Consider the following 12,170-nt stretch of genomic DNA (forward strand, 5'->3'; position numbering starts at 1 on the left):
CGCGCACCACCAAGTGATGGGCGATCAAAGGTTCCCTGTCGGGAGTGCTGTCACCGTGTCCGGTTTGTGTCCGACCGTCTGAAGGGCGGTCTGCGTCAGGGGTGCTCAGCGCGCCGCATTGGACGCACAAACCACCAAGAACCGCAGGTCAACGACCCTTCCGTCTGTCGGCGGCAACTGAATACTGACCAGTGGGCGGCAATTGAAAATTGACCAGCTTCCTAGAGTGCCTTGGCTATGTGTCAAGGAGGAGGCAGGTGTTGAACGTGGAGGATTGGGCTGAGATTCGCCGGTTGCGCCGGTCGGAGCAGTTGCCGATTGCCGAGATTGCGCGGGTGATGGGTATTTCGCGGAATACGGTGAAGTCGGCGTTGGCTTCTGATGGGCCGCCGAAGTATCGGCGTGCGGTGAGGGGTTCTGTTGCTGATGAGGCCGAGCCGCGGATTCGGGAGTTGTTGGCGGCCTATCCGCGGATGCCGGCGACGGTGATTGCTGAGCGGATCGGTTGGTCGTATTCGATCCGCACACTGAGTGGGCGGGTGCGTGAGTTACGGCCACTGTATTTGGCGCCGGATCCGGTGTCACGGACGACGTATGTGGCCGGTGAGGTCGGGCAGTGTGACTTCTGGTTTCCCGATGTTGTGGTGCCGGTGGGGTATGGCCAGGTTCGTAGGGCGGCGACGTTACCGGTGTTGACCATGGTGTGTGGGTATTCACGGTGGGCTTCGGCGCTGTTGATTCCGACACGCGCTGCCGAAGACTTGTATGCCGGTTGGTGGCAGCATCTTTCGACGTTGGGTGCGGTTCCACGGGTGTTGGTGTGGGATGGTGAGGGCGCGGTCGGGCGGTGGCGGGCACGCCGACCAGAGTTGACCCCGGCATGTCAGGCTTTCCGCGGGACCTTGGCCACCACGGTAGGGATCTGTAAACCCGCTGATCCTGAGGCCAAGGGTCTGGTTGAACGGTTCCATGACTATTTGGAGCGGGCGTTTTTGCCGGGGCGGGTGTTTGGCTCCCCAGCCGATTTCAACATCCAGTTGCAGGCCTGGCTGGTGGGGGCCAACCACCGCCAGCATCGGGTGCTGGGATGCCGGCCAGCAGATCGCATCGCCGCCGATACCGCAGCGATGCTGGCATTGCCGCCGGTTGGGCCCAGCATCGGATGGCGACGCTCAACGCGGTTGCCTCGCGATCATTACGTGCGCCTCGACAGCAACGATTACTCGGTGCATCCGGCCGCGATCGGCCGCCGTATCGAGATCATCGCAGATCTAAACCGGGTGCGGGTCTGGTGTGACGGCACGCTGGTCGCCGACCACGACCGGATCTGGGCCAAACATCAAACGATCAGCGATCCCGAACATGTCCAGGCCGCGAAACTGCTGCGGCGCAAACGGCTCGAGGTTGTTGGTCCACCGCATCACGTGGAGGTCGAACAACGCCGTCTCGCTGATTACGACGCCTTGTTGGGCCTTGACGGGCCGGTGGCGTGATGGCTGCCAAGACCGCGACCAGCAGCCGTGATGTCACCGCCGAGCTGGCGTATCTGACCCGGGTGTTGAAAGCCCCGACGCTGCGTGAGGCCATCGAACGTCTCGCTGAGCGCGCCCGAACCGAAGCGTGGAGCTATGAAGAATTCCTCGCGGCGTGTCTGCAGCGTGAGGTGTCGGCTCGGGAATCTCACGGCGGCGAAGGGCGCATCCGCGCTGCCCGCTTCCCATCACGTAAATCGTTGGAAGAGTTCGACTTCGATCATGCCCGCGGTCTCAAACGCGACATCATCGCCCATCTGGGCACCCTGGACTTCGTCACCGCTAAAGACAACGTGGTGTTCCTCGGCCCACCAGGGACCGGCAAGACCCACCTGGCGATCGGGATTGCGATGCGCGCTTGTCAAGCAGGTCACCGCGTTGCGTTCGCGACCGCTTCGCAATGGGTTGATCGTCTTGCTCGCGCCCATCACAACAGCACCCTGCAAGCCGAATTGGCGCGGCTGGCCCGCTACCCCCTGCTGGTTGTCGATGAAGTCGGCTACATCCCGTTTGAACCCGAAGCCGCCAATCTGTTCTTCCAACTCGTGTCGTCGCGTTACGAACGGGCCAGTCTCATCGTCACCTCGAATAAGCCCTTCGGGCGGTGGGGCGAAGTGTTCGGCGACGACGTAGTCGCCGCCGCCATGATCGACCGACTCGTCCATCACGCCGAAGTCATCGCCCTCAAAGGAGACAGCTACCGCATCAAAGACCGAGACCTCGGCCACACCACCACAGCCGAGGACCAATGAAACCAAGCTGGTCAATTTTCGATTGCCGAAACCTGATCAGTTTTCACTTGCCGTTGACACCGTCCAACTGAAAAGCGGAAGGTCGGCGGTTCGATCCCGGCCTTGCTATCTGCGAAGTCACTCGCTCCCGGGGTGGGGCTTTTCGCCTCGTCTACTTGGTGCTTCAACGATCCACAGTATCCGGCTCACACGCGTATCCGTGGTTTGCAAGGCGATGAATTTGCGGCTTCGGCGGGCGTAGTTGCCGCCGATTCGGGTAAGGAAGGTGGGAGCGCGCTAGGCCGAGCGGCCTTTTGGGGAGGCCAAGCGACGGGCTAAGGGCATAGGCCGATTCCCTGGCGAGATCAGCGCCATCAGCCTTGTATGGGCCGTACTCGACCGGGCCTCGGCCGGCTGGCGTGCTCTCACCATGACACCGGCTGGCGACCAACTGTTGCAAGACCTACGGCGATCACTCCTCGACTCACCCCGTGAACTGTGCCCGCCGTCCTCCACCACGAGTAGCGACACCGACCGCGCCGGTCCCATCTCGGCCGCCGGGTGGCGGCCTCTGGTCGCGACGCCTGGTCGTCTTAGGAAGAGATTGTTCAACGAGACGCGGTGGGGTGCATTGCTAGTTGGTGCTAATTGTTGACGAGGCCGGTGATGAAGATGGTGAGTGCTTGGTGGAGTTGATCAAGCAGGGCGTTGTCGGGTTGGAAGGTCAATGCTGTGCCGCTGCTGCGGAATTGGTTGGCGACGTCACAGGAGATGCGCAGCCATCCATCGGTGTCGGCGGTGGGGCGGGTCAAGCTGGCGTGCACGCTGCCGCACCAGGTCGTCACCGTGGCCGTGCAGTCTTCGAACAGCTTGGCTGCAGCATCGGCGATGAGAGTGTCTAGCCAGCTTGGCGTGCGCAACTGGATCGGATCCTCGGGGCGAGCCGGCAAGGCTTCCAAGCGCGGATCGGCCAGCACCGCCTCGATCAACGGCGCTGGGCCACCGAGATAGGTCCACGGCAGATCGATCTCACTGGCCACGCACCAGCCGTGATGCTGCGGCCACCACAGGTTTGGGGTTTGGCCCGGGTCCTCAATGAAGGTCAGAGCGGCATGGACCGTACCGGTGTAGAGAAAATACTCTCGTTGCGGCAGCCGTACCCGCGGGCCGGAACGCACCCATTCTGGTATCGGGTCGGGCAGCAGCGTCGGTCCCGGCGGCGGAGCGGGGCCGGTTGTGGCACTCACGGAAACGACGCGGTCCCAGCCGTAGCCGTCCCAAACACAAAACCAGCATTGCTGCAGATCAGGGGTGTGTGCGGCCAGCAGTTCGACCAGCACGGCCGCGTCGTCGGCGGGCAAGCTGCCTTCGCCCGGCCCCTGACTGTCCCACGGCGCGGTCTCGGCCGGGGCCTGCCGAGGCAAGGCGATGTCGGGGAACTGCGTGGTTCGTTGCAGCGCGGTCCCGCTCCAGGCGGCCACTTCCCGCCACCGCACCAGGTGCTCGTTCTGGTTCGGCGTACAGCGCCAAACAGGATGCAACAAGCGCGCGTAGGCCGCGAAACCACCCGGGATCACCGAATCAACACGATCGGCGCCAAACGGTGATAACCGCGGCTTGACCCACGACGCCTCTTCGGTCGCTGCGCTCCACCGCACGTCGGGGCCAGTCACGCACCTATCTCACCACGCGGCTGCTGCTGGTCGTTCACTGAGCCGAACGCCCAGCAGCAGCTGGTAACTGGTACACCCGAGTTAGACGACAGCAGCGTTGCAACGGGTTATCTCTTGGAGCGGCAGTGTCTGTCGGAGGGGTGAAGTCTCAGATGCCTGGTCCGAATTGGTTCTCGCTCAGCCCCGCTAGGTTTGACACCCGCAGGCGCAACTGTGAAGGAGACCGGCCGCACCGAGCCCGGCCGCTCGTATGCTAGCAGCGAAGCTGCCGACTTTGGCCCGGCTATTACGCCAGGGGCTGGGCGCAACTGGCGAGGGGCTTTGTGTCGGCGCCAGGCTGCATAGTCGGCGCATGAACATGTTAAGCGAAGTGCCTTACACGGTGATCAGCACGCTTGTTGGAGTAGTGATTCGCTCTTTTGTCGCGCTATTTTTTAACTATACGAGAAAGCGAATGACGACAAAGGCTGATCGTCAGAAGCTCAAAGAAGAGCTGGAACTAGCTAAGGGACTTCCCGAAGCAAGTAGTGCCCGGGAACACCTTCAAGCCTCGATCGAGGAACGTGTAATCCGGCTGTCTTACGAGAAGATTTTCAACGGTTTAATCAATAGCCTTGTGGCCTATATTTTGCTGACCGTCTTGTGTGGTGGCGCTTTCACTACGGCCTTTGCCGTTGCGAGTAAACCGGAGGCGAGAGGTGCGGTTATAGCAACTTCTACTACGATGTGGCTCGTTGCGTTAATTATAATTGAATTTATTCTGGTAGTAGGGGCTTTGATGGACATGAAGATAATGAATCGGCAACGCGAAGAATATTTCTAAACGGGGAGATATCCCAATCCTTTTGAGACTGGATTTTCCAAATTCTTTCGACGGAGTAAAGTTGCGCGACTCGGTGCGTTATTAATCGAAAAGATTAAAGAAACTGTACGAACGTCGAAGACGGCCGTCGAACCTCTTTGAACTGTACGACACAGCGTTGCGTAGCGACCGTGCATGCAACCGGAATCTGAAACCACGGCCAGTTAGCGTCGACGTGAGTCGTCCGCATATCTAGAGGGTTCGCACGTTGGGGAATGGCTAGGCCATGATGGTTGCCGTCATCGCGCGTCTCCCAAGATCGTGTAGTGCCAAACAAGGCGACTTCGGGTTCAGACTTGAGGCCCAGTGCATCCGCGGCACCCCGCAGATTGTCGCTTTGGCGACACAGGTTGTCCGGGTACGTGGTTTTGGAAGTGGTCGTCCGTCCATAGCGTGTGATCATGAACCGCGATCACTCGGCACTGCTCGCCGGTGATGAGCGGATCCGTAGTTGCAAGTGGTGATTGTTGCCAACACGCGGCACCGTCGCCGTGCAGCGTCACCGACGAGCCGCCCGGCTATCGGTATCCCGTCGTGAGGTAGTGGGGCAAAGACCATAAGCCGCCGTGCGTGCTGGCGGCACCGAGAAAGAAACCGCGCACCCCGCCGGCCACCAATTCGATACACGTGAGGTTGTAGATGCGCCACACCGACAACGACACATGGGATTTGGCGACAAGCGTCGGGGCAACCGCGACGATGGTCGCCGCGGCCCGGGCTGTGGCCACCAGGGCGCAAAACCGGATCATTGTCGATCCCTTTGCCGAACCGTTGGTTCGTGCGGTGGGAATCGACTTCTTCACTCGCTGGGCCAGCGGGGAACTCGACTCGGCCGATGTAGATATCCCCGGCGCGCCATGGGGATTGCAGCGAATGTCTGATGCCAACGCCGCCCGAACCCGCTATTTCGACACGCTATTGCTCGATGCTGTCGCCGCGGGAATTCGGCAGGTGGTCATCCTGGCTTCTGGCCTCGACGCACGCGCCTACCGGTTGCAGTGGCCTACGGACGTCAGGCTGTTCGAGATCGACCAGCCGCAGGTGGTCGAGTTCAAGATGGCCACCATCGCCCAGCTGGGCGCCGAGCCGACGGCCGAGCTCAACGTGGTGCCAATCGATCTCAGACATGACTGGCCGGCGGCGTTGCTCAACACCGGCTTCGACCCGAACAAACCCGCCGTTTGGATAGCAGAGGGTCTGCTGGGGTTCTTGCCGCCGCGGGCTCAAGATCTGCTGTTGGGCAACATCACTGCCCTCAGTGCTGCTGGCAGTCGACTAGGTGTCGAGGTCTTTCTTAACGTGCACGACAATGCGGCCGGGCAGTCCGAAGCCATCTTGTCGTCTACCAGCCAGCGGTGGCGCGAATTCGGGTTCGACATCGAATTTGCCCAGCTCGGCTTCGAAGGCGAGCGCAACGATGTCGCGACGTACCTCGACGAGCGAGGCTGGCGGTCGACCCGCACGACGCTAGGGGCGTTGTTGGCAGACAACAGGTTACCGCCGATCCCGCTCACCGACGGCCCGACGTTTGGAAACAACTATTACTGCACGTCCACCCGCTAGTGCCGAGGAGATCGAACGAAACCCGAGCGAAAACCCAAACGATGCTCAATGTCTTGCACCATTGAGGCAGGACATTGAGAAGAAAACCGAACAACCGCTGGAGGAGCTGATGACTTTCGCTGCGCCTGGATCTGGTGTGTCGGCGCTCGACGAGCTGCCTGACGTGGAGCCCGAGCTGCTCGATGATCCAGAACCCGACAAACACGTACAGCGCACGGTCGAGGAGGAACGCCAACACCGCAAAATCCAGCTCGCGACGGCTTTTCGCATCTTCGCGCGCCACGGCTTTGACGAGGGCCTGGCCGGACACATCACCGCGCGCGACCCGGTGTGGACCGACCATCTTTGGGTCAACCCGTTCGGCATGCACTTCTCCCGCATCAAGGCCAGCGACCTTCTGCTGCTCGACAACACCGGCAAGGTGGTAGCCGGCGGTTCGCGCCGCACCAACAAGACCGCTTTCGCGATCCATTCCGCCATTCACGAAGCCCGCACGGACGTAGTCGCCGTGGCCCACGCGCACACAATCCACGGTCGAGCCTGGGCGTCGCTGAGTCGACCGCTGGATCCGATCATTCAGGAGTCCTGCGCGTTCTGGAACGATCACGTTGTCTTCGAGGACTACCGCGGCCTGGTGCTCGACACAGCCGAGGGGGCGGCGATCGCCCACACCATGGGTGGTGCCCGTGCGGCCATTTTGCGCCATCACGGACTGTTGACCGTGGGCCGCTCGGTGGAAGAGGCCGCGTGGTGGTTCATCACCATGGACCGCGCGTGCCAGATGCAGCTGCTGGCCGAGGCGGCCGGTACCCCGCGGGTAATGACCGACGAGGAAGCCAAGCTGGCGCACCGCCAGTTCGGCAACGCCAACCAGGCCCGCCTGAGCTTTAATCTGCTCGCTGACATTGTCCGTGCAGAAGAGCCCGAGGTAGTCACCTAGCCGGATCGGCCGAACGGGCCGGCGCACTCATCAGATGCCGGCTGGGGAAGTCTCGCTCACACCAGCTCAACTTTTTGCATCATCCCCTTGTCCTCGTGCTTGAGGCGGTGGCAGTGCACGACGAAGACGCCGGGGAAATCTTCAAACCGTGCCTCGCAGACGATTTCGCCGCCGGCGGGGATCATCGCGGTGTCGCGCCACAGCGGGCGAACCAGGGGAGCGCCGTTGACCGAGATGACCCGAAACGGGCTTTGGTGGATGTGGAAGTTGTGGCTGCCGTTGTTCGCGGTGAGGATCCAGCGTTCGCTGACATCGAGGTGGAATACCTCGTCGGTGCGAGTGACGTCGAATAGTTTTCCGTTGATCTTGTACCGTTCGCCGGCCTTGTCGAAATGGAAGCGGCGATCGGTGGAAATCGGGGAGGCCTCGATGGCGGGGAGACCGGTTGGTTGCGGAAGCGACGACGGCAGCGCCATCGTGCGTTGCTCATCGACGACCTCCACGGTGGCCAACAGAATTCCGTCCCGGATTTCTGCTGATTGCTTGTCCGCCAAGGGCGGGGGATCGCCGGCGAACTCGAATTCGTCGCGTAAGTCGTAGGCGGCGGTGCGCAGCTCATAGCGGCCGGGGCGGTCGTTTGCTTGCACAAGCACATCCGCGCGGCCCCCCGGGGATATCGCGAGCACCTCAAGCGGGCGCATCGCGGGCATGGTGATCCCGTCGGCCGCGATCTGGTGCAGCGCGTGCTCTTGCAACCGGATGCCCATGGCCAGCTCGAAGTGCGCCTGAATGATGCGCCAGCGCTGAACTTCTCCTCGGCGCATCTGAATCGTCGGGGCGTGTTTACCGTTCACGGTGATCACGCGGTCGTCGTGGGCGGCAAGTTGGTGCTCAAAGTCTTCGACAACGCCGATCCCCTCGTTGAGGGCGAACGGGATCTCTTGAAGAACCAAAATGCGCTCTTCGGCGCTGCGCAGCTCGTCGGGGACCTGGGTGTCGTCTGGTTCTTCGATGATCAGCGCGCCCGCCATGCCGCTGGCCACCTGCAGCGCGGTCGCGCCGTGTCGATGCGGGTGGTACCAGAAGGTCCCGCTGGGGTGGTCGTCGGGAAGCTGCAGCATGTAGTCGAACCGGCCCAGGTAGGCGTCGGGATCGCCTGCGGGCAAGGCAGTCCCATCCGGCAGGACACCCAGGAGCACGTAGTCGGCCGGCTTGCGCGGAGACACGTGAAGCCCATGGGTGTGCAGATTGGTCGTATTGAAGTTATGCGGGACATTCATGTCCGCTGGCATGTGATCGGGGTTGAGCGGCAGGTTATTCACCAGCGCGATATGCAGGGTGTCGCCCGGCTTGGCCCGCAGGGTGGGGCCCACTACCGCGCCGTTGAAGCTACGCAGCCGCATCGGGTGGCCCTGCAGCGTGACTTTGGCCGGGTCGGTGTATTGCACCCGCAGCTCCGTTTCCAGCACGCCATTTCGCGAATACTGCGCCACGGGCTCGTGCCAGCCGGCCGACGACGGTGATGGGGCACGCCGCAGGCCCGAACAGCCGACGGGGCCAAGGAACATCGAGGCCGCGGCCCCAGCACCCGCGGCCAGCAGAGTGCGACGGCGGATCACCGGAAAACCTCGCCGAGGACGTCGTTCATCAACCGCCGAGACTATCCAAGATTTGCCAGATCATCGACGGTACGGCCAGATTGCTCATGTTGCGCTTATCCGGTCCACAGCAGAAACGGGCCCGCTCACTGCGACACCGATCGCGCGGTCGCGCCGCGCAGCACCGCGAGCAGGCCCGCACCAGACACCAGGGCCCAGACGCCTTCGAGCAACAGGAATCCCCATTGCGTTTCGACGGCAGCGTCGACCGCCAACACCGATGATCCGCCGAGGTTCAACACCAGATAAATCTTGGTTCTGGGCTGCAACCAGCCTCGCTGTGCGGCCGAAAAAGCGGCCAAAACCAGCAGCGAACCGATAATCTGCACCGCTTGTCCCATGACGACCCAGCTCCTTAGTGAAGCGTCGTCTTGGCGGTCCGGGTACGGCGCACATCTCGTCCGGAACCGCGCGTTGGGCGCGGTGTAGCTCAATGGTCTCACACCTGTGCCGAAACCCCAGGGCTGATCGACTGCGGCCCCGCGGTCGCATCACCTGGCGCCCAACCGCGGGATAATGCCCAGATGGGTCGTAGCACACGTTTTCTGTTCATCGCGTTGGCTGCCGGGTTGCTGGCTGGCTGCCATGCTTCTGACCAGTGGCCGGCATCTACGGGTGCTTCCCGTGATTCCAAGACCGCCACACCGTTGCCGGTGCAGCCGGTCAACACCACAGCCCCGGCTGGTCCTGAGATTCCGCCGGTGAGCGCGGCCGCACGCGAAGCTGGACTGGTCGACGTGCGAACCGTGGTCTCGGATGCGATTGTCGACCTGCGTTATGCGACCGCCAACAATTTCACCGGCGTGCAGCTCTATCCCGCCGACGCCCGCTGCTTGGTGCACCAATCGATGGCCCAAGGTTTGGCCGCGGCCGCTGCGGCGTTACGCACGCAGGGCCAGGTGCTGGTGTTTTGGGATTGTTACCGGCCGCACGAGGCTCAGGTCAAGATGTTCGACGTGGTTCCGAACCCGGCCTGGGTGGCCCGTCCCGGCCAATACGCGCGTAGCCATGTGGCCGGGCGCTCGGTTGACCTGACGTTCGCCAGCGCGGCGCAGCAGTGTCCGCCGAACCGGCAGCAAGGCCGGCTTTGCCTGGCCGACATGGGCACTGGTTTCGACGACTTCACCTCAAGAGCAAAAGCTTTCGCAACTGAAGGGGTCAGCGCTGAGGCGCAGGCGAACCGTGCGCAGCTGCGGGCTGCAATGAATGCCGGTGGTTTGAGCGTGTACTCCGGTGAGTGGTGGCATTTCGATGGCGCCGGCGCCGGTGTCGACCGCCCGTTTCTCAACGCTCCGGTCAACTAACGCCGTTGTTTCACATAGTGAGATTCTAGTTTCATTATCTGTACATCGTGTCGTATTCTCTGAGCCGGAACCATGCGTTGAAGCTCAGGAGGACACGGTGAACCGCGAGCGTCAAGCCATCTACCCGCACGGCCACCACGAATCGGTGCTGCGTTCGCACCGTTGGCGCACCGCGGAGAACTCGGCGAGCTACCTGCTGCCGCAGCTGCGTCCGGGGATGTCGGTCCTGGACGTGGGGTGCGGACCCGGAACGATCACCGCTGACATCGCCGCACGAGTCGCACCCGGTGAGGTCACCGCCGTCGAGCCCACCGCTGGCGCCCTTGATCTGGCGCGTGCTGAGGTTCAGGCGCACGGCCTGTCGAACGTCTCCTTTGTGACGTCGGATGTGAGCGCACTGGACTTCCCCGACGACACCTTCGACGTTGTCCACGCCCACCAGGTGCTGCAATACATCATTGATCCAGCGCAGGCGCTGCGCGAGATGCGGCGGGTGTGTGCGCCCGGTGGGCTCGTCGCGGCCCGAGACGCCGACTACGCGGGGTTCACCTGGTTTCCGCAACTACCAGCGTTGGATCGATGGCTAGACCTCTACCAACAGGCCGCGCGCGCCAACGGCGGTGAACCAGACGCCGGTCGGCGCCTGCTGGGCTGGGCCCGCGCGGCGGGATTCGACACCATCACGCCCACCGGCAGCATGTGGTGCTACGCGACACCCGAAGCCCGTGACTGGTGGGGCGGCATGTGGGCGGACCGTATTCTGCACTCCGATCTGGCGCGTCAAATAGTGGACTCCAAGCTGGCCTCAGCCGACGAACTGCACGAGATCTCGGCGGCTTGGCGATCCTGGGCGGCCGACCCCGACGGCTGGCTGGGGATCCCGCACGGGGAAATCCTCTGCCGAAAGTAGCGCGTCCGCTCAACGGGATTCGTTGTGCCGCAGGAAGTCGCGCATCACCTGATCGAATCGCTCTGGCTCTTCGATAAACGGTAGGTGGGCGGTTGATTCGAACAACTCAAACCGGGAGCCGTTAATTCGCTGGTGCATGTCATGCATGTGCTCCGGTGAGCATTCGTCGTACCTGCCCGCCACAACCAGAGTCGGCACGGTGATTTCGGGCAGCCGGTCGACCACATCCCAGCTGCGAATGTTTCCGACAACGTGAAAATCGCTTGGCCCAAACATCGTCTCGAAGATCTCCATTCCCGCGTTCTCGCACGCGTCGAACAGTTCCCGGGGCCAGGGGCGAGTGCGGCACAGATACGTCTCGTTCCAGATCGTGATCGCCGCCTGGTACTCGGCCGACTGGGTCGTGCCGGCAGCTTCATGACGGTTCATCGCCGACAGAGTCGCCGGGTCCAATGCTGACTTCAACCGGGCCACGTTTGCGGAGAACGCCGGCATCGATGCCGTGCTATTCGAGATGGTGAGGCTGGCGACCCCCGAACTGGCGTCGAGGACGTATTGCTGTGCCAGCATCCCGCCCCACGAGTTGCCGAAAATGTGGAAGCGTTTTACGTCCAACGCCCGCACGACAGCATCCATTTCGGCCACCGAGCGATCCATGGTCCACAGCTCCGTGTTGGACGGGCGCTCAGAGTTGCCGCAACCGAGCTGGTCCCAGAAAATGACCTCTCGCTCGTCGGCCAGCCGTTTCAGCGATGTCAGGTAGTTGTGTGGCAGCCCCGGCCCACCATGGACGACCAGCAGCGGAAGACCAGCTCCCTGGTCAGCTCGGCCGTCGCGCGTGAACCACACATTTCCGCCCGGTACCGCAATTGTCCCGTCCATGATCGGCATGGCCTCCTGTCGCGGGTGACTCTGGGAGAGACGCTCCGCCGCCGCGAACGGCAAGCAGGCGCAGAATCACATGATTCGACTCGGTTATATGCGATTCTGCGTCGGC

Annotated in this window: 11 protein-coding genes, 1 pseudogene and 1 riboswitch; of the genes and pseudogenes, 8 read left to right on the forward strand and 4 right to left on the reverse strand. The window is 62.5% G+C overall.

Annotated elements, in window-relative coordinates:
* Positions 1 to 257 precede the first annotated feature (257 nt).
* The 3 genes and pseudogenes from istA to ACO07W_RS14420 all read left to right on the forward strand — a co-directional run.
* Complete coding sequence (istA, locus tag ACO07W_RS14410) at positions 258 to 1,493, forward strand: IS21 family transposase (protein WP_421839994.1); 1,236 nt, start codon at positions 258 to 260, stop codon at positions 1,491 to 1,493.
* Positions 1,493 to 2,284 carry an IS21-like element helper ATPase IstB gene (gene istB / locus ACO07W_RS14415; RefSeq protein WP_421839995.1) on the forward strand — a complete coding sequence of 264 codons (792 nt, stop codon included), beginning with the start codon at positions 1,493 to 1,495 and terminating at the stop codon, positions 2,282 to 2,284. Before istA ends, istB begins: the two co-directional genes overlap by 1 nt.
* A gap of 283 nt (positions 2,285 to 2,567) precedes the next feature.
* Positions 2,568 to 2,819, forward strand: a pseudogene (locus ACO07W_RS14420) (IS256 family transposase); the annotation flags it as partial.
* An 88-nt stretch (positions 2,820 to 2,907) separates the two neighbouring features.
* Here ACO07W_RS14420 and ACO07W_RS14425 read toward each other — a convergent pair.
* Positions 2,908 to 3,936 (reverse strand): hypothetical protein, encoded by a 1,029-nt coding sequence (locus tag ACO07W_RS14425; protein WP_421844163.1) that lies wholly within the window; start codon positions 3,934 to 3,936, stop codon positions 2,908 to 2,910.
* A 352-nt stretch (positions 3,937 to 4,288) separates the two neighbouring features.
* Here ACO07W_RS14425 and ACO07W_RS14430 point away from each other — a divergent pair, with 352 nt between their 5' ends.
* The 3 genes from ACO07W_RS14430 to ACO07W_RS14440 all read left to right on the forward strand — a co-directional run bounded on the left by ACO07W_RS14430 (position 4,289) and on the right by ACO07W_RS14440 (position 7,301).
* The gene (locus ACO07W_RS14430) at positions 4,289 to 4,759 is read left to right on the forward strand and encodes a hypothetical protein (protein WP_421844165.1); all 471 of its coding nucleotides are present in this window, start codon (positions 4,289 to 4,291) and stop codon (positions 4,757 to 4,759) included.
* Between the two features lie 678 nt (positions 4,760 to 5,437).
* A complete protein-coding gene (locus tag ACO07W_RS14435; RefSeq protein WP_421844167.1) occupies positions 5,438 to 6,361 on the forward strand; it encodes an SAM-dependent methyltransferase in 924 nt (307 codons plus the stop codon).
* 136 nt (positions 6,362 to 6,497) lie between these two features.
* Positions 6,498 to 7,301 (forward strand): class II aldolase/adducin family protein, encoded by an 804-nt coding sequence (locus ACO07W_RS14440; protein ID WP_421844169.1) that lies wholly within the window; start codon positions 6,498 to 6,500, stop codon positions 7,299 to 7,301.
* A 56-nt stretch (positions 7,302 to 7,357) separates the two neighbouring features.
* Here ACO07W_RS14440 and ACO07W_RS14445 read toward each other — a convergent pair whose 3' ends face one another.
* Together ACO07W_RS14445 and ACO07W_RS14450 are read right to left on the reverse strand one after the other, a co-directional pair.
* Positions 7,358 to 8,920, reverse strand: coding sequence for a multicopper oxidase family protein (locus ACO07W_RS14445; protein WP_421844171.1), 1,563 nt, complete (start codon positions 8,918 to 8,920; stop codon positions 7,358 to 7,360).
* Positions 8,921 to 9,045: 125 nt separating this feature from the next.
* Positions 9,046 to 9,300 (reverse strand): CBU_0592 family membrane protein, encoded by a 255-nt coding sequence (locus ACO07W_RS14450; RefSeq protein WP_421844173.1) that lies wholly within the window; start codon positions 9,298 to 9,300, stop codon positions 9,046 to 9,048.
* 19 nt (positions 9,301 to 9,319) lie between these two features.
* A riboswitch (guanidine-III (ykkC-III) riboswitch) is annotated at positions 9,320 to 9,387 on the reverse strand.
* Between the two features lie 96 nt (positions 9,388 to 9,483).
* On the opposite strand from ACO07W_RS14450, the gene ACO07W_RS14455 reads away from it, so the two are divergent.
* Positions 9,484 to 10,263 carry a M15 family metallopeptidase gene (locus tag ACO07W_RS14455; RefSeq protein ID WP_421844175.1) on the forward strand — a complete coding sequence of 260 codons (780 nt, stop codon included), beginning with the start codon at positions 9,484 to 9,486 and terminating at the stop codon, positions 10,261 to 10,263.
* A gap of 97 nt (positions 10,264 to 10,360) precedes the next feature.
* Positions 10,361 to 11,173, forward strand: coding sequence for a methyltransferase domain-containing protein (locus ACO07W_RS14460; protein WP_421844177.1), 813 nt, complete (start codon positions 10,361 to 10,363; stop codon positions 11,171 to 11,173).
* Positions 11,174 to 11,182: 9 nt separating this feature from the next.
* Here ACO07W_RS14460 and ACO07W_RS14465 read toward each other — a convergent pair whose 3' ends face one another.
* Positions 11,183 to 12,055, reverse strand: coding sequence for a proline iminopeptidase-family hydrolase (locus tag ACO07W_RS14465; protein ID WP_421846004.1), 873 nt, complete (start codon positions 12,053 to 12,055; stop codon positions 11,183 to 11,185).
* Positions 12,056 to 12,170: the final 115 nt, after the last annotated feature.

The organism is Mycobacterium sp. (assembly GCF_965230835.1).
Lineage (GTDB): Bacteria > Actinomycetota > Actinomycetes > Mycobacteriales > Mycobacteriaceae > Mycobacterium.